17 protein-coding genes and 1 rRNA gene are annotated in these 16,362 nt (G+C 55.9%); all 18 read left to right on the top strand.

Annotated features, from left to right (window positions below):
* Position 1 precedes the first annotated feature (1 nt).
* On the top strand, positions 2–1,186 hold the full coding sequence (gene meaB / locus QZ177_RS02205) for a methylmalonyl Co-A mutase-associated GTPase MeaB (RefSeq protein WP_006193052.1): 1,185 nt from the start codon (positions 2–4) through the stop codon (positions 1,184–1,186).
* A gap of 3 nt (positions 1,187–1,189) precedes the next feature.
* Positions 1,190–1,759, top strand: a complete 570-nt coding sequence (locus QZ177_RS02200; RefSeq protein ID WP_009646231.1) for a peptide-methionine (S)-S-oxide reductase — start codon at positions 1,190–1,192, stop codon at positions 1,757–1,759.
* Positions 1,760–1,926: 167 nt separating this feature from the next.
* On the top strand, positions 1,927–3,030 hold the full coding sequence (gene cbiD, locus QZ177_RS02195; RefSeq protein WP_294175385.1) for a cobalt-precorrin-5B (C(1))-methyltransferase CbiD: 1,104 nt from the start codon (positions 1,927–1,929) through the stop codon (positions 3,028–3,030).
* A complete protein-coding gene (gene cbiE / locus QZ177_RS02190) occupies positions 3,030–3,638 on the top strand; it encodes a precorrin-6y C5,15-methyltransferase (decarboxylating) subunit CbiE (RefSeq protein WP_294175384.1) in 609 nt (202 codons plus the stop codon). Before cbiD ends, cbiE begins: the two co-directional genes overlap by 1 nt.
* The gene (cbiT, locus tag QZ177_RS02185; RefSeq protein WP_294175383.1) at positions 3,635–4,222 is read left to right on the top strand and encodes a precorrin-6Y C5,15-methyltransferase (decarboxylating) subunit CbiT; all 588 of its coding nucleotides are present in this window, start codon (positions 3,635–3,637) and stop codon (positions 4,220–4,222) included. Before cbiE ends, cbiT begins: the two co-directional genes overlap by 4 nt.
* Before the next feature lie 13 nt (positions 4,223–4,235).
* Positions 4,236–4,994 carry a precorrin-4 C(11)-methyltransferase gene (gene cobM / locus QZ177_RS02180; RefSeq protein WP_294175382.1) on the top strand — a complete coding sequence of 253 codons (759 nt, stop codon included), beginning with the start codon at positions 4,236–4,238 and terminating at the stop codon, positions 4,992–4,994.
* Positions 4,991–6,043: a cobalt-precorrin 5A hydrolase gene (locus tag QZ177_RS02175; RefSeq protein ID WP_294175381.1), complete on the top strand. Its 1,053-nt coding sequence runs from the start codon at positions 4,991–4,993 to the stop codon at positions 6,041–6,043. Before cobM ends, QZ177_RS02175 begins: the two co-directional genes overlap by 4 nt.
* Positions 6,031–6,771, top strand: coding sequence for a precorrin-3B C(17)-methyltransferase (gene cobJ / locus QZ177_RS02170; protein ID WP_006193062.1), 741 nt, complete (start codon positions 6,031–6,033; stop codon positions 6,769–6,771). Before QZ177_RS02175 ends, cobJ begins: the two co-directional genes overlap by 13 nt.
* Complete coding sequence (gene cobK, locus QZ177_RS02165) at positions 6,768–7,532, top strand: precorrin-6A reductase (RefSeq protein WP_294175380.1); 765 nt, start codon at positions 6,768–6,770, stop codon at positions 7,530–7,532. The genes cobJ and cobK overlap by 4 nt, the downstream gene beginning before the upstream one ends.
* A gap of 9 nt (positions 7,533–7,541) precedes the next feature.
* Positions 7,542–8,174 carry a precorrin-8X methylmutase gene (locus QZ177_RS02160; RefSeq protein WP_294175379.1) on the top strand — a complete coding sequence of 211 codons (633 nt, stop codon included), beginning with the start codon at positions 7,542–7,544 and terminating at the stop codon, positions 8,172–8,174.
* A 12-nt stretch (positions 8,175–8,186) separates the two neighbouring features.
* A complete protein-coding gene (locus QZ177_RS02155) occupies positions 8,187–9,593 on the top strand; it encodes a cobyrinate a,c-diamide synthase (RefSeq protein ID WP_294175378.1) in 1,407 nt (468 codons plus the stop codon).
* Positions 9,586–10,143: a bifunctional adenosylcobinamide kinase/adenosylcobinamide-phosphate guanylyltransferase gene (cobU, locus tag QZ177_RS02150; RefSeq protein ID WP_264919114.1), complete on the top strand. Its 558-nt coding sequence runs from the start codon at positions 9,586–9,588 to the stop codon at positions 10,141–10,143. Before QZ177_RS02155 ends, cobU begins: the two co-directional genes overlap by 8 nt.
* A gap of 155 nt (positions 10,144–10,298) precedes the next feature.
* The gene (locus QZ177_RS02145) at positions 10,299–11,834 is read left to right on the top strand and encodes a cobyric acid synthase (RefSeq protein ID WP_294175377.1); all 1,536 of its coding nucleotides are present in this window, start codon (positions 10,299–10,301) and stop codon (positions 11,832–11,834) included.
* Positions 11,828–12,793: an adenosylcobinamide-phosphate synthase CbiB gene (cbiB, locus tag QZ177_RS02140; RefSeq protein WP_294175376.1), complete on the top strand. Its 966-nt coding sequence runs from the start codon at positions 11,828–11,830 to the stop codon at positions 12,791–12,793. Before QZ177_RS02145 ends, cbiB begins: the two co-directional genes overlap by 7 nt.
* Positions 12,794–12,822: 29 nt before the next feature.
* Positions 12,823–13,650, top strand: a complete 828-nt coding sequence (locus QZ177_RS02135) for an adenosylcobinamide-GDP ribazoletransferase (protein ID WP_294175375.1) — start codon at positions 12,823–12,825, stop codon at positions 13,648–13,650.
* An 86-nt stretch (positions 13,651–13,736) separates the two neighbouring features.
* Positions 13,737–14,894 carry a threonine-phosphate decarboxylase CobD gene (gene cobD / locus QZ177_RS02130; RefSeq protein WP_366461536.1) on the top strand — a complete coding sequence of 386 codons (1,158 nt, stop codon included), beginning with the start codon at positions 13,737–13,739 and terminating at the stop codon, positions 14,892–14,894.
* An 8-nt stretch (positions 14,895–14,902) separates the two neighbouring features.
* A complete protein-coding gene (locus QZ177_RS02125; RefSeq protein ID WP_265071596.1) occupies positions 14,903–15,532 on the top strand; it encodes a histidine phosphatase family protein in 630 nt (209 codons plus the stop codon).
* Between the two features lie 585 nt (positions 15,533–16,117).
* Positions 16,118–16,362 (top strand): 16S ribosomal RNA (locus tag QZ177_RS02120); the annotation flags it as partial.

Genomic DNA, 16,362 nt, shown 5'->3' with positions numbered 1-16,362 from the left:
CATGGCGAAATACACGAACACGAAGCCGGACTGGGTGCCGGAGAATGCGGACAAGAATTTTGCCACGAGCGTCATGAGCGGCATTGACGGCATCAAGGATCTGACGGTCGGCAACATCAACCCGGATCTTGGAAAGACAGGTTTCCGAAGGAATCGCATGATTCTTGATGTGGAAGACTATGTGAAAGGCGTGGCCGCGGGGGATCGCATGATCCTCTCGCGCGCCATCACGCTCATCGAAAGCAACAGCCCGCGTCATTTCCCGAAGGCGCAGAGGGTGCTGCAGGATCTCCTTCCCCATACGGGGAAGGCTCTGCGCATCGGCATCACAGGCGTCCCGGGAGCGGGAAAGAGCACGATGATCGAGGCTTTTGGCAACATGCTCTGCGACATGGGACATCGCGTCGCAGTCCTGACGGTCGATCCGACAAGCTCGGTGACGAAAGGCTCGATTCTTGGAGACAAGACGCGCATGGGCACGCTTTCGCGCAGGGAAGAGGCATTCATTCGCCCGTCGCCTGCCGGAGGCACTTTGGGCGGTGTCGCGAGGAAGAGTCGTGAGACAATGCTTCTTTGCGAGGCGGCCGGTTATGATGTCATCCTCATCGAAACCGTCGGCGTCGGACAGTCGGAAACGACGGTTCGCTCGATGGTCGACTTCTTCCTGCTCGTCGTTCTGACGGGGGCAGGAGATGAGCTGCAAGGCATCAAGAAGGGCATCATGGAACTGGCGGACGCCATCGTCATCAACAAGGCAGACGGAGACAATCGTACGAAAGCTCAGGTCGCACGCGGCGAGTACGAGCGTATGATCGAGTACATTCGTCCCGCGACGCCGGGTTGGCAGACGCATGCCTACCTCGTTTCTGCCTTGGAAAAGACGGGATTGAAAGAGCTTTGGGATGTCATTCGCATCTTTGAGAGCACGACGAAGGAGAATGGCGCTTTCCGGAAGCGTCGTGAAAGTCAACTGCTCGACTGGATGAACAGCATGATCGACGAGCACCTGCACAACCTCTTCTTTGATGATCCTGTGATTCTGGGGCGTATGCCGGAAGTGCGCGATGCCGTGCTCAAGGGGACGGTGTCTCCCTCGCAGGGTGTGGCGGAGCTTATCCATGTCTTCGACATACATCGTGCTTCGGATCGCCATGTCGATCTTCTGCATCCCCATGAGGAGGGATGATCCTTGTATACGAAACGGCTATATGTCTCTGGCGGCAGCTTCTACGAGCTGCAGGCGGTTTTCGATCATGTGCCCGGCGTCGTCGCGACGCGTACCGGCTATATTGATGCACAGAGTGAGGAGCCGTCGTATGATGCAGTGAAAAGCGGTTGGATCAAGGCTGTCATGGGACTGGAAATCGCCTACAACCCGAAGAAGACAGATATATCGCAGCTTTTGGACATCCTCTTCGCCGTCGTCAATCCCTATGAAAAGGATGGACAGGGGGCGGCGAAAGGGCCGATGTACCAAAGCGGCGTATACTACGTCGATGCAGAGGACGCGCCGCTCGTCGAATATCACATGAATTTCATCGTGAATCGCGGCAGACCTCCTGCCGCGACAGAAGCGAACGTGACGGTCAACGACCCGAATCACAACAAGAAGTTGACGCGTCACTGCTATGCAAAAGCTGCGCCTCTCGTAAGCTTCCATCCAGCGGAACCTGAGCGGCAGCAGTATCTCGCTCGTCATCCGCACCGCAAGACAACGATTGATTTCAAGCGGCTGCGCGAGCTGGGGATATTGCAATAGGAAAAGCATCAAAGAAGTATGGGAAATATCTGTGCTTCCTCAAGCCCCGGTTGCACTTCTTGTGTGCCGGGGCTTAGATTTTATGGGGACGGTCTGTGCCTTTTGGGCTTGACTTCTCGAAGTTTCCTTGTACAATAAAAGCATTGTAGTGTGGAGGAGTGAGTGCGATGGCGAAGGAGATGCGAAGCGGCTACACGACAGGAGCCTGTGCGGCGGCTGGGACGAAGGCGGCGCTCCTGTTTCTTGACGGAGAGTATTGCGAGAAAGTGACGATCATGGCGCTCGACGGCACGCCGCTTCACATTCCGATTCAAGAAGTCATCCGCACGCCGTCGGGAGCGCGCGCCGAGGTCGTGAAGTTCTCAGGAGATGATCCAGACATCACGAATGGCGTTTCCGTCTTTACGGAAGTCGTCGTTCGCCCTGAGGGGAGCGGAGTTCATTTCCATGCGGGGCGCGGCATTGGCACGGTCACGAAGCCAGGGCTTTCCGTGCCGCCGGGCGAGCCGTCGATCAATCCGGGGCCTCGCCAGCTGATTCGCAACGTCATCGAGGAAATCCTCGGCAAGGACGGCAGTGCGGACGTCACGATTTCGATTCCCGCAGGCGAGGAACTTGCAAAACGCACGCTGAATCCGATCCTCGGCATCGTCGGCGGCATTTCCGTCATCGGCACGACGGGCGTCCTGCGTCCTATGTCGGAGGAAGGCTTCAAAAACTCTCTCGTGCCGCAGATGGATGTGGCTCTTGCAGCAGGCTTCGATACGCAGATCTTCGTGCCGGGCAAGATGGGCGAGAATGCGGCGGTGCGCTTCGGCCTGCCGCGCGAGGCTGTCGTGCAGACGAGCAACTTCATCGGTTTCATGTTGGAGCGTGCGGCGGAAAGAAAGCTCAAGCGCGTGCTGCTCTTCGGTCATATCGGCAAGCTCTCGAAGGTTGCGGCAGGTGTCTTTTATACACACAACCGCATAGCGGACGGCCGTTTGGAAGCGCTCGCTGCCTACGCGGCGGCGGAAGGCCTACCGCAGGAAGCGGTGCGCCGCATCCTTGCGGCGACGACGACGGAAGAGGCCTTGCCGCTTTTTGCCGAATACGGTTTGGAGCGGGTCTATGGCATTCTTTGCGCGCGTGCTTCGGCTCGCGCCGAGCGGTACGTATTCCAAGATCTGCGCGTGGGTACGGCGATGACGACGCTTAAGGGGGAGCTCTTGGGCATGGATGATACAGCAAGAGAGATAGGCAGGGATTTTCATTGGAGCATAGAATCGTAGTGGCAGGCATTGGACCGGGCAATCCCGATTTTGTCCTGCCGGCGGCACGCGCTGCCATCGAGGGCGCGAAGGTGCTCGTCGGCGGCAGCCGCGCCCTGGCGGATTTCGCCAGGCAAGGGCAGGAGACGATGACGATTCGCGGCGATATAGACGCCGTCCTTTCGTTCATTCGGGAGAAGATTCAAAAGACGCACGTCGTCGTCATGGTTTCAGGCGATCCAGGCTATTATTCGCTGCTCGATGCTCTGCGGCGTGAGTTCCCGCCACAGGCGCTCGTCGTCATCCCCGGCGTAAGTTCCCTGCAGATAGCATTTGCGCGCCTTGCTCTGCCTTGGCATGAGGCGAGACTTGCGTCCTTCCACGGGCGCGTGCCGCAGGCGAAAGAGATTGCTTACAAGGAGGGCGCCCTGCTCGGGCTTTTGACGGATCGATCGAACAATTCGCGCACGATTGCACAGCGCCTTATGGAGCTTGGCTGGCCGTCTTCTGCAGAGCTTCATATATGCTCACGGCTGTCTTATGAAGATGAGGAAATCATTCATACGACACTTGCTAAGGCGGCGTCTGCAGCGGAAATCTCTCATGGTGTTTTGGTGGTGAAGGCATGAAACATTTTTTAGGCATCGAAGACGAAGAATTCATCCGCGGCAAAGTGCCGATGACGAAGAAGGAGATCCGCATCCTGACATTGGCGGGGGCGAAGATCGGAAAAAATGATATCGTTTGTGATATTGGCGCCGGCACGGGATCGCTTTCCATCGAGGCGGCGCTTTTGGCGAAGGCGGGTCATGTCTACGCCGTGGAGCGCAAAAAAGAAGCGGTCGAACTCATCCGTCAGAATGCGGCGAAATTTGGCATCGAGAACATCACGATCATCGAGAGCGAGGCGCCGGCGGGACTGGAGCGCTTGCCCGAAAGACTTGATGCGGCGATCATCGGTGGCACGGGAAGCCATCTGGAAGAGATCCTTGAATTTCTCGACAAACGATTGAAACCCGGCGGCTTCATCGTCATCAACTGCATCACGGTGCAGACGCTCGCGAGTTCACTCGCCTACATGCGAAAGAAGAGCGGCTATCTCTATGATACCGTCCAGGTGCAGGTCAATCGCCTGAAGAAGGTCGGTCCTTACGATATGGCGGAGGCGATCAACCCCGTCTACATCATTTCCTGCCATAAGGCAAACGTGTAACAGGAGGAAGAACATGCAGGTATACATTGTCGGCGCGGGCGCAGGCGATCCCGAGCTCATCACGGTCAAGGGGCAGAAGCTGCTGCAAAAGGCCGACGTCATCATCTATGCGGGTTCGCTCGTCAATCCCGCCCTTTTGGACTTTGCCAAGGAAGGCGCGGAGATTCACGATTCCGCCTCTATGACGCTCCCCGAGGTCATTGAGACGATAGAGAAGGCGGTGGCGAAAGATCTCATGGTCGTGCGCCTTCATACGGGCGATCCGAGCATCTACGGTGCGATTCAAGAGCAGATGGATGCGTTCAAGAAGAAGGGGATTGATTTTGAGGTCGTGCCGGGCGTCAGCTCCTTCCTCGCGACGGCTGCCGCTTTGAAGCAGGAGTATACGCTTCCCGGAATCTCTCAGACGGTCATCATCACGCGCAACGAGGGGCGTACGCCTGTGCCCGAGCGGGAGAAGCTGCGCTCGCTTGCCGCACATCAGGCGACGATGTGCATCTTCCTCAGCATCACGATGCTCGCGGATGTCGTGAAGGAGCTTATCGAGGGCGGCTACGCGCCTGATACGCCGATCGCCATCGTGCAGCGCGCCTCGTGGCCCGAGCAGAAGATCGTGCGCGCGACATTGGAAACCATCGTGGCGGAAATTGCCGACAAGGGCATCGACCGCACGGCGATGATCGTCGTCAGCCGCTGCCTCGGCGCGGACTATGAGCTTTCGCGCCTCTACGCGCCGGAGTTCAGCCATATGTTCCGCGAAGCAAGCAAATGAGATGCGCGGTTTTTACGGCGACGCCGCGCGGCACGAAGACGGCTCTTCGCGTTCGCGCATCACTCGATGTGAGCGTCGACATCTTCGTCAAGGCAGGGCAGGAAATGCCGGCGGAAGTACGCGTTTATAAGCGCCTCGCGCCGCAGGTTGAGGCGGCGTTTCGTCAGTATGATGCGCTTGTTTTCATCATGGCAACGGGAATTGCCGTGCGCATGATTGCGGGTTCTTTGAAGAGCAAGCTGGAAGATCCGGCCGTTCTCGTGCTCGACGAGGAGGCACAGCATGTCATCAGTCTGCTTTCGGGTCACATTGGCGGCGCGAACGAGCTGACGCGCGAGCTTGCGGCATCGCTTGGCGCAGATCCCGTCATCACGACGGCAACGGACGTGCAGAAGAAGCTTGCCGTCGATGTCGCCGCCGCGCGCCTTGCGCTGCGCCCCTCGCCGAAGGAGCAGATCAAGCGGTTCAACAGCGCCGTGCTTGACGGTGAGGCGATTCGCTATGTAATTGATGAGAAACTCGCGCGTGCGAGCTTTTACAAGAAGCGGCTTGACGATATGCGGTTGACGGCGCTGTTCGGACGGGAGCTTCCGCCGAAGGAAGGCTTGACGGCCTTCATCACGGCGGATGAAAGTGTGCGGCGAGAAGATGTGATATGCCTCGTGCCGCGCCGTCTCGTTGCCGGCATCGGCTGCAGACGCGGCACGGAGATGTCGGAGATACGGGCGGCATTGGAAGCGGCTCTCACGAAGATCGGGCGCAACATCGCAGATGTATCGCTTCTCGCGAGTACAGAGGTGAAGGTGGACGAGGCGGGACTTCTTGCTTTGAGCGCGGAACTCAAGCGCGATATTCGCTTCCATTCCAACGAAAAGATGCAGGAGACAATCGACGCCTATGGGCTTTCTGAGTCTCCTTTTGTCAAGAAAAATATCGGCATCGGCAACGTCGCAGAAGCTGCAGCACTCGCGAGCGTCCCCGCAGGACGACTTGCCCTTGCCAAAACGAAATTTGAGAAAGTGACGGTGGCACTTGTATGGGAAAAATAACAGTGGTGGGCATCGGTCCCGGAAGTTTGGAGGATATGACGCCGCGTGCGAAGCGGGCGATTGAGGAAGCGGCAGTCGTCGCAGGCTATACGACGTACATCAAGCTCATCAAAGACCTCATCGGTGAGCGCGAGGTCATCGGCACGGGCATGATGCAGGAGATCGACCGCTGCCGCATGGCGGTGGAAACGGCGGCGAAGGGAAGAGATACCGTCGTCGTTTCGAGCGGTGATTCCGGCGTCTACGGCATGGCGGGACTCGTCTTGGAACTTCTCCTGCAGCGCGAAGCGAGCGATCGCCCCGAGTTCGGCGGTGTCATCGCCGGCATCTCGGCGGTCAATGCGGCGGCTTCGATCTTGGGCGCACCGCTCATGCATGACTTTGCCGTCATCAGTCTCAGCGACCTGCTGACGCCGTGGGAACTCATCAAGAAGCGTGCCAAGGCGGCGGCGGAAGCTGATTTCGTTGTCGCGCTCTACAATCCCAAGAGCAAGAAGCGTGTGCAGAACATCGAGGAGATCCGCGAGATATTCCTTGCCTGCCGCGCGGCAGATACGCCTGTCGGCATTGTGAATCATGCGGCGCGTGAAGCGGAAAGCAAGACGATTTCGACGCTTGAAAACTTCACGAAGGAAACGATCGACATGTTCTCGCTCGTCATCATCGGCAATAGCCGCACCTATGTGAAGGAAGGCTACATGATCACGCCGCGGGGCTACGAAGTATGATCTTCGTGGCAGCAGGCACACAGGACGGCAGGGAGCTTGCGGGTTTTCTGCTGGAAAAGGGGCAGAGTGTCACGGCGTCGGTCGTGAGCCGCTACGGTGAGGAGCTTTTGTCGCGATATCCGGGCATCGTCATCAGCGATCGTCCGCTCGATGAAGCAGCACTGGCGGAGTATTGCCGCGAGCATGGCGTCACTGTCTTCGTCGATGCAAGCCATCCTTATGCGGCGAATATATCCGAAAATGCCATGCGCGCCTGCCGCGCGTGCGGCATCCCGTATATCCGCTATGAGAGACAGAGTGCGCCGCTCGACTATGAAAAGGCGCATTACGTCGCAGACTACGAGGAAGCGGCGGAAGTTGCGGCGGATTTGGGACGGAACATCTTTCTTACGACGGGCAGTCACAACCTCAAGGCGTTTACAGAAGCGCCCGCACTGAAAAAATGTGTGCTGACGGCACGCGTCCTGCCCGCCCCCGAAGTCATCGAGGAATGTACGGCGCTCGGCTTTCGCCCGAGCCATATCGTCGCCTTGCAGGGACCATTTTCCGAAGCGCTCAACGAGGAGCTTTACAAGAAGTATGAGGCGGATGTCGTCGTCACGAAGAACGGCGGCACGGTCGGCGGCGCCGATACGAAATTTGCGGCGGCAATGAATCTCGGCCTGCCGCTCGTCATCGTCGAACGGCCGCGCATCGCCTATGACAATATGGCGCAGACCTTTGAAGAGGTCTTGGCGTTTGTTCATAAAGCAGAGAAGTGAGGTTACAGCATGGATTTTATCAAACAGCCGATGGAAATCGAGAACCGCAGCATGGAGATCATCGCACCGTATCTGGCCGAGTATAAACTTTCCGAAGCGGAAATCAAGGTGTATTCGCGCATGATTCATGCGTCGGGCGATGTCGACTATGCGAAAGTGATCCGCGTTCATCCGCAGGCAATCGAGGCGATGCAGCAGGCGCTCAAGAAAGGGGCGCACATCTATACGGACGTCGAGATGGTGCGCACGGGCATCAATAAGAAGAAACTCGCATCCTTCGGCGGTGAGGTGCATTGCCTCGTAGCAGATGAGACGATTGCCGCCGAAGCAAAGGCGCAGGGCATCACGCGCTCAATGGCTGCCATGCGTTCCTTCGGCAAGGCTCTCGATGGTGCGATCATTGCCATCGGCAATGCGCCGACGGCGCTCTTCGAGGTATTGCGCATGGTCGAGGAGGAAGGCATACGTCCGGCGGCCATCGTCGGCATCCCTGTCGGCTTCGTCGGGGCGGCAGATTCCAAGGAACTTTTGGCGAAGAACGACAAAGTGCCGTACATCACGGTGGAAGGCACGAAGGGCGGCAGCCCGATCGCGGCGTCCGTCGTCAATGCTGTCATGTATCTCATAGACAACACGCGCTGAGGAGATTTTGCCATGGAAGAGAAGATACCGCGCATTGTCATCGCCGCGACGCAGAGCGGCTCGGGCAAGACGACGCTCGTGACGGGCATCCTCGCCGCACTGCGTGCGCAGGGGCTGCGCGTGCAGTCGTACAAGGTAGGCCCTGACTACATCGATCCCGGCTATCACGCGCTTGCGAGTGGGCTGCCCGCGCACAATCTCGACACATGGCTTATGCCGGCTGAACGTCTCAAGGGGATTTTTGCACGCACGGCCAAAGGTGCGGATCTTGCCGTTATCGAAGGCGTCATGGGGCTTTATGACGGCGGCAGGAAGGGCGTGAGTTCCACGGCAGAAATCGCCAAATTGCTCGACGCGCCCGTGCTGCTCGTTCTCGATGCGAAGTCGATGGGCGCATCGGCAGCGGCGATCGCACTTGGTTTCCGCAGTTATGATCGTGAGGTCAAGCTCGCGGGCGTTCTCCTGAACCGTCTGGGCTCGGATACGCATGAGGCGATGATACGCGAGGCGATGGCGAAGATTGACATGCCTGTCTTAGGGGCTATGCGACGCGACGAATCGCTGAAGATGCCGGAGCGTCACTTAGGCCTTCTGCCTGCCGAGGAGAACGAAGAGCGCGATGTTGTAAAGAAGATGGGCGAGGCGGCGGCGCATTCGGTCGATCTTGCGGCGCTCAGAAGGATTGCAGAAGCAGCCGCGCCATTGGCCTCGACGGAGGAGTTGCTTTTTTCTGCAAGGGAAAATGCAGAGCGACAGCCGTCCAAGGTGCGCCTTGCCGTCGCGCACGATGAGGCCTTTTCCTTTTATTATCCCGAGAGTCTTGATGTGTTGGAATCCTTTGGCGCGGAACTCGTCTTTTTCAGCCCGCTGCATGATACGGCTCTGCCTGAGGCGGCGGGCGTTCTCCTAGGCGGGGGCTTTCCTGAGATGTTTGCCGAGGAACTGACGGCGAATGCGTCGATGCGCCGTTCTCTCGCTGAGGCGGCGGCAGCAGGTGTGCCCATTTATGCCGAATGCGGCGGCTATATGTACTTGATGGAAAAACTCGTGGACTTCGAGGGAAAAGAACATGCGATGACGGGAATCGTTCCTGCTGTCGTGCAGATGAACCGCAAACTGCAGATGGTCGGCTACGTTGAGGCGGAGCTTTGCAGCGATACGGTTCTCGGACCGCGAGGCAGGAAACTGCACGGTCACGAGTTTCATTTCTCGACGGAATTGCCGGGGGAAAAAGCGGATGCGGCGAGGGCCTTTATTTTTACGCGCATGAGGAACGGCGCGCACTATGCGGCAGGCTATGCCAAGGGGGCGGTTCTCGGCTCTTATCTGCACCTGCACTTTGCAGGCTGCCCTGAGGCGGCTGAGGCTTTCGTTGAGGCTTGCCGAGCGAGCAGGGAGAGGAGGAAGATGCATGGGTAAGATCGTCCTCGTCACGGGCGGTGCACGAAGCGGCAAGAGCCGTTTTGCCGAACAGTACGCGGCGCGTTTCGGAAAGAAGGTTGCCTACATTGCGACGGCGGGCGTCTATGACGAGGAGATGGCATTTCGCGTCAAACTGCACCGTGAGCGGCGCCCCAAGGACTGGCATACATGGGAAGCGCCCGAGAACGCGCATCTTGCCATTGAGGAGGCAGGAAGGGCGCACGATATGATCCTCTTCGACTGCCTGACGCTCTACATCAGCAATCTGCTGTGCGCCTTGGAAAATGTCCGCGACTCTGCGGCAAATTATGAACTTATACGTGAGAAAATCAGCCTCCTGCTCGAAGCTGCAAAGGAGCAGGACGGTACGACGATTTTCGTGACGAACGAGGTCGGCGCGGGCATCGTGCCGGAAAATCATCTTGCACGCGAGTATCGCGACATCACGGGCATTGCCAACCAGCTGACAGCGCGTGCCGCAGATGAGGTGTACGTCGTTTCCTGCGGCATTGCCGTCGATTTCAAGAAATTGGCAGTGTCGTGGTAAGCTACACGCACAAACGTCCACTTTGTGGACATTGTGCGCCGCCCTTAAGGAAAGTTGCCCAATCGGCCTGCGCCTTCGGCTTGGCCTCTTGGACTTTCCTAGTAAAATATACTACAGGAATAGCATACTGCATCGCTTGACAGGAGGAATGGCTTTTGGCGAACTACATCATGATGATGGGGACAAGCTCGCATGTTGGAAAGAGCATCCTGACGACGGCGCTCTGCCGCATCTTTCGGCAGGAGGGGCGGCGCGTCGTCCCCTTCAAAGCGCAGAACATGGCGCTCAATTCCTATGTCACGAAAGATGGCTTGGAGATGGGGCGTGCGCAGGTCGCCCAGGCGGAAGCCGCGGGACTTGAACCGTTTGTCGACATGAATCCCGTCTTGCTGAAGCCGACAGGAAACTCCTGCTCGCAGGTCGTGCTCATGGGAAAGCCTGTCGGCAATATGACAGCGAAGGAGTACCACCAAGGCTATTCGCTCAAAGCGTTTTCGGCGGTCAAAGAAGCGTTGGCGCGTCTCGATGCGGAGTACGAAACCGTCGTCATCGAGGGCGCGGGAAGCCCTGCCGAGGTCAATCTCAAGGCGAACGACATCGTCAACATGCGCGTGGCGAAGTATCTGAATGCGCCCGTTCTGCTCATTGCCGATGTCGATCGCGGCGGTGCGCTCGCTTCGCTCGTCGGCACTTTGGAGCTTTTGGAAGAGGATGAAAGAGCGCTCATCAAGGGACTTGTCGTCAACAAGTTTCGCGGCGACATCTCGCTCTTTACGCCTGCTGTCGAATTTTTGGAGAAAAAGACGGGCAAGCCTGTGCTCGGCGTCATCCCGCATATCGAGGAAATGGGCATTGACGACGAAGATTCCGTATCCTTGGAGGATAAGGCAGAAAGGGCGGAAGAGAAGGAACTCAACCTTGCTGTCATCCGTACGCCGAAGATTTCCAACTTCACGGATTTTGACAGTTTGGAAAGCGAGCCGGACGTGGCGCTACGCTATGTGCATGAAGCGGCGGCTCTTGGTACGCCCGACTTGATTCTGTTGCCGGGCAGCAAGAATACGTCGGAGGACATGCGTTGGCTCGAAAAAACGGGACTTGCCTCGAAGATTCGCGAGGCGCACGAAAAGGGAACGGCCGTCATCGGTATATGCGGCGGCTACCAGATGCTTGGCAAGCGCATATTGGATCCGCACCATACGGAATCTTCTTTTGACAGCACGGATGGGCTGGGGCTTCTTGGTCTGCAGACGACATTTCATGAAAACAAGTTGACTTCGCAGGTCGTAGCTTCGGCTAGGGATTTTTCGTTTCTTGGCAAGCGGATTTCTGTCGATGATATCAAGGGCTATGAAATTCATATGGGAACGACGGAGTTCCTGTGCGATAGGGACAGTCATCCGCTCTGCGTGAAAGAGAGACGCGGCGAAGTTTGTGACGCTGCGGAAGGTACGGTAAATGAAGAAGAAAACATCTTTGGTACATACATCCATGGATTTTTCGATCACGATGGAATGCGCCGTGCGATTCTCAATGCCTTGCGCGAAAAGAAAGGGCTTCCTGCGCTCGCTGTGATGCGCAATCGCTACCGCGAGAAGGAGGAGAGCTATGATCGCCTTGCTGCCGTCGTGCGTGCGCATCTCGATATGGATAAGCTGCGCGAAATCATGGGGGAGAAGGTCGGATGCTGACGGCTGTCCTTGCGTTCTTCATCGACTGCATTCTCGGCGATCCGCGTTCGCGCTTCCATCCCGTCGTATTGATGGGAAATCTTATCGCTTGGCTCGAGCATTGCTTTTATCGTCCCGAAGATACGAATGAGAAGAAACTGCTCTGCGGCGGCATGCTCGCTCTCATTGTGCTCGTCGTTTGTTACGAGGCTGCATGGTGCATTCTGCGGCTTTTGGGGCTTATCCCCTTGCCGCATGTGGGCATGGCGCTGGAAGCGTTGCTGCTCGCCTTCATGATCTCGCCGAAGAGCCTTGCGGCGGCAGGCATGGAGATACGCGCCCTCCTGAAGGCGGGCGATCTGCCGGAAGCGCGCAGAAAAGTCGGCTGGATCGTGGGGCGCGATACGGAAAAGCTCAGCGTGCCGGAAGTGTCGCGCGCCGCGATCGAGACCGTGGCGGAAAACACAGTTGACGGCGTTCTTGCACCGCTCTTTTTCTATCTGATCGGCGGGCTGCCGTTCGCTGTGCTCTATCGCGCGGCGAATACTATGGATTCGATGCTCGGCTACAAGAACGCGAAGTATTTGTACTTTGGCAGGGTGGCGGCGCGTCTCGACGATGTGCTCAATTACATTCCCGCGCGCATTGCGGGTGTTCTTTTCGTGCTCGCGGCCTTTTTCCTGGGCTTCGACGGGCGCGGCGCTTGGCGCATGCTGCATCGCGATGCGGCGAAGCACCCGAGCCCGAACGGGGGGTGCGCCGAAGCGCCTACGGCGGGCGCACTCGGCATACGCTTGGGCGGCAACAACTATTACTTCGGCGAGCCGCATTTTCGCGCCTATATGGGAGAGGCGCGGCGTGAAATTGAAGCCGATGACATACAGAAGACCGTGCGCCTCATGTATACGGTCACGATTCTTTTTCTGCTCTTGACGTATGGCGGGTTCCTTCTTTGGCAGCAGAGGGGGATGCTTTTTTAGTGTAGACGTGAAGCACTGGGGGTGTTTTTTTGCGTGCGTTTTTCATCGGTCTGCAGTTTCTCACGCGCATTTCGATCGTGGAGCAAAAGGATTGGTGTGAGAAGGATTTTGCCGACAGCGTGCGTTATTTTCCGCTGATCGGCTTGGTGCTCGGCATCCTTTATGCGGCCTTTGCCGCACTGCTGTTGAGTTTTTTGCCGCAAAACGGCATCCTTTTGCCGCATCATGTCGTTGCGTCAATCTTGCTGATACTGCCGATTCTCCTGACGGGCGGGCTTCATTGCGACGGCTTCATGGACACGATGGACGGACTGTTTTCGGGACGCTCTCGCGAGCGCATGTTGGAAATCATGAAGGACAGTCGCGTGGGGGCGAACGGTGTTTTTGCCTTCGTCCTGTTGATGATTCTCGACTGGTCGATCCTGCTTGACCTGCTGCAAAGCGCATGGCTTTTTCCAGCTCTGTTCGCCATGCCCATTGTTTCACGCCTGATGATGGTCGTCGCCATTTCCGCCTTTCCCTATGCACGTCCTGTGGGCATGGGCAAGGCATTCAAAGATGGCGGCACGAAGTCAGTCCTTTACGGAGCTTTTTTTTATACGCTTATCCTCGTGTTTTTTCCAGGCATCGTAGCATGTTTTTTCGGCATCATTCCTTTGGACGCTGCGGGACTGTCCTCGTGGCTTCTTTCCATGACGGCGGTCATATTTGCTGCACTTCTCTTTACGATTTTTTTTGCAAGCTATGCGACGCGTCATCTCGGCGGCTTGACCGGAGATGTCTATGGCGCGATTACGACATTGACGGAAACGCTTGTGCTTTTGAGCTTTTTGGTGTTTTCTTCGGTTAGCTGCTAGTGTAATATAAAGACGTTCGGCTTTCTTTCTGCTCCATGCAGGAAGAAGGGAACCAGTTGTAGAAGGAAAAGTACATCGGGTTTCTGTTGTCTTTGAAAAACTATACATGCAAACGTCCACTTTGTGGATATTGTACGCGGTTCTTACATGAGAGAAGGGAGGACGAGGTTCTGCAAAAATATGAACATGGGGGCAATGTCTATGAGAAATGCCCGACTGGCGGAGCGTGGCTGGATTTCAGTGCAAATATCAATCCTCTCGGCCTGTCACCTCGTGTGCGGGAAGCCATTTTTTCCCATATTGATGGCATCGTCAATTATCCTGATCCTGAGGCGCGTGCCTTGAAGACGGCGATCGCTTCTTTTTATGATGTGCCGCAGAAAAAAATCGTGCTCGGCAACGGCGCAGCGGAACTCTTTTACTGCTTCTTCTATATCGTGCGCCCGAAGCGCCTGCTCCTGCCCGTCCCGTCCTTCAGCGAATATGAAAGGGCGGCGCGTGCCGCAGGTGTGAAGGTCGTATATCTTCCGCTGTTGAAAAAGCATGGGTTTTCTCTTGATTTGGAAGCGGCGGTGCAGCAGTTTTCGAAGGAAGACGTCATTCTGCTTTGCAGTCCGAACAATCCGACGGGACGTCTCTGGGAGCGAAAAGAATTGTGTGTGCTGCTGGAAAAAGCAGAGGAGCGAGGCACATACGTCGTGATGGATGAATCCTTCTTGGATTTTCGTGAAGATGGAGAGGGATATACTTCGCGCCATCTGACGAACGAATATCCGCATCTCTTCGTCGTCCAATCCATGACGAAGTTCTTTGCCCTGCCAGGATTACGACTGGGCTTCGGCATTGCTGAACCGAATCTTTGCCGACAGTTGGAAAGCGGCAAAGATGTTTGGAATGTGAATTTCCTTGCTCAAGCGGCAGGTGTTGCTGCTCTTTCCGACACGGTCTACCATGAAGCGACACGCTCTTTTGTCCGCAGGGAAAAAAAGTTTCTTGCTGCGGAACTGGCAAAATTGCCAGGGATTGAGGTCTTTGCACCCTCCGTGAATTTTATTCTTTTCCATTTGCAGCAGGGAAAGGTGTTTTTACAACAGCTTATTATGGTTTTGAGAGAGAGAGGAATCTTGCTGCGCGATTGCAGCAATTATTCGGGGTTGGATGGGGTGTACTTGCGTGCCGCTGTACGTTCTCGTGCAGACAATGAACGATTGCTCGAAGCCATGCATGAAGTTTGGAAGGAATGAGATGCAGTATGACAAAGATTTATCTTGTTCGACATGGATTGACCGAGTGGAATTCCGGCGGTCGTTTTCAAGGGCATTCTGATATTGCCTTGGCAGAAAAAGGTGTGAAACAGGCTGAATGCCTCGCCAGGCATTTTCCCGCAGAGAAGATTGATGCCATCTATTCTAGTGACTTGCAGCGTGCCGCTTCGACGGCAGGGTTTATTGCCGAACGCTTTGGCTGCGAGGTAAGGAAGACGGAAAATTTGCGGGAAATGAACTTTGGCGAGTGGGAAGGTCTTACCTTCGAGCAAATCAGCGCTAAGTGGCCAGAAGCTGGAAAGCAGATTTTCTTTGCACCGGATGAGCTTAAGCCGCCTGGAGGGGAGACCTTTGAGGATGTAGAAAAAAGAGCCTCGCGAGAATTGGAGAAAATCACTGCCGCTCATGCGGGTGAGCACGTCGTTCTCGTAGCGCACGGAGCCTTTTTGCGCACGATTCTGGCGTATGCCCTTCATATACCGCTGCGATATGTCTGGCGAATCCGACAGGGGAATACGGCGATCAGCCGCCTCACGCACGGCGGCAATCACTTCACGGTTGATTATGTGAATAATGTCGCGCATTTGCAGCATCTCGAATTCACTGATGAAGACTGATTGTGCCGTATGTTTATCCATTGGCACGCACAAGGAATGAAAATTTTTCAAAAAGATGTTGACATCTTCAGCGTGTTCATGTAATATAGCATTCGTTGTCGCACAGAACGGCAGCAAGAAGCTCGAAAAAATTCAAAAAGGTGCTTGACAATCTCTCGTGGATGGAGTAAGATAGTCGAGTCGCCTGTGAAGAGCGAGCGGCGAACAGCCGAAGCAATTCGGCGGTGTTCCTTGAAAACTAAACAATGCAGAAATGAATCATCTATATGATTCAAGCCAGATGTCCATCAAGAGGAATCTTGATGAAACATCGATTGTGAACTACATTTGTAAAAGCAATCGACAATTTCTTTATGCGGTTCGAAAGAATCGTATCCAAAGATAAAAGAGCCAATCAACGGCTCTCTGCAAACTGAATGCAAGTTTCTCCGCGTCCAACATAAAACCATGTTGGATGCAGAGAAAAAACGCAGGGATTTTTGTGCCAGACAAGGAACGGCGAAGCAACGTCCCGGAAGCGTACTCGCGTACGCTGAGGACACGTTGCGAAGCCGTGACGCAGTATGGCGCAAAAAGACCAAGTTTTTTTCGGAGAGTTTGATCCTGGCTCAGGACGAACGCTGGCGGCGTGCTTAACACATGCAAGTCGAACGGAGTCTAAAAATTACCACTGAGATCTTAGTCAGTGGGCGAGTAGCGTCATGGACACGAAGTGGCCATCACGCGTTAAAAAGTGCCAACATAGGGCTGAGGCCTGAGTGGTGATTTTTAGACTGAGTGGCAAACGGGTGAGTAACACGTAGGCAACCTGCCGACAGGATGGGGACAAC

The sequence above is a fragment of the uncultured Selenomonas sp. genome, from assembly GCA_905372355.1.
Classification (GTDB): domain Bacteria; phylum Bacillota; class Negativicutes; order Selenomonadales; family Selenomonadaceae; genus Selenomonas.
The sequence above is the reverse complement of the archived record's forward strand: the minus strand, read 5'-3'. Positions and strand labels throughout refer to the sequence as shown.

What these genes read in the sequence shown, in the direction of transcription:
- cobK (WP_294175380.1), top strand. Translation starts at nt 6,768, where the DNA reads ATGATCTTCGTGGCAGCAGGCACACAGGACGGCAGGGAGCTTGCGGGT.
- meaB (WP_006193052.1), top strand. Translation starts at nt 2, where the DNA reads ATGGCGAAATACACGAACACGAAGCCGGACTGGGTGCCGGAGAATGCG.
- cobU (WP_264919114.1), top strand. Translation starts at nt 9,586, where the DNA reads ATGGGTAAGATCGTCCTCGTCACGGGCGGTGCACGAAGCGGCAAGAGC.
- QZ177_RS02155 (WP_294175378.1), top strand. Translation starts at nt 8,187, where the DNA reads ATGGAAGAGAAGATACCGCGCATTGTCATCGCCGCGACGCAGAGCGGC.
- cbiB (WP_294175376.1), top strand. Translation starts at nt 11,828, where the DNA reads ATGCTGACGGCTGTCCTTGCGTTCTTCATCGACTGCATTCTCGGCGAT.
- cobM (WP_294175382.1), top strand. Translation starts at nt 4,236, where the DNA reads ATGCAGGTATACATTGTCGGCGCGGGCGCAGGCGATCCCGAGCTCATC.
- QZ177_RS02125 (WP_265071596.1), top strand. Translation starts at nt 14,903, where the DNA reads ATGACAAAGATTTATCTTGTTCGACATGGATTGACCGAGTGGAATTCC.
- QZ177_RS02160 (WP_294175379.1), top strand. Translation starts at nt 7,542, where the DNA reads ATGGATTTTATCAAACAGCCGATGGAAATCGAGAACCGCAGCATGGAG.
- cbiD (WP_294175385.1), top strand. Translation starts at nt 1,927, where the DNA reads ATGGCGAAGGAGATGCGAAGCGGCTACACGACAGGAGCCTGTGCGGCG.
- cobJ (WP_006193062.1), top strand. Translation starts at nt 6,031, where the DNA reads ATGGGAAAAATAACAGTGGTGGGCATCGGTCCCGGAAGTTTGGAGGAT.
- QZ177_RS02175 (WP_294175381.1), top strand. Translation starts at nt 4,991, where the DNA reads ATGAGATGCGCGGTTTTTACGGCGACGCCGCGCGGCACGAAGACGGCT.
- cbiT (WP_294175383.1), top strand. Translation starts at nt 3,635, where the DNA reads ATGAAACATTTTTTAGGCATCGAAGACGAAGAATTCATCCGCGGCAAA.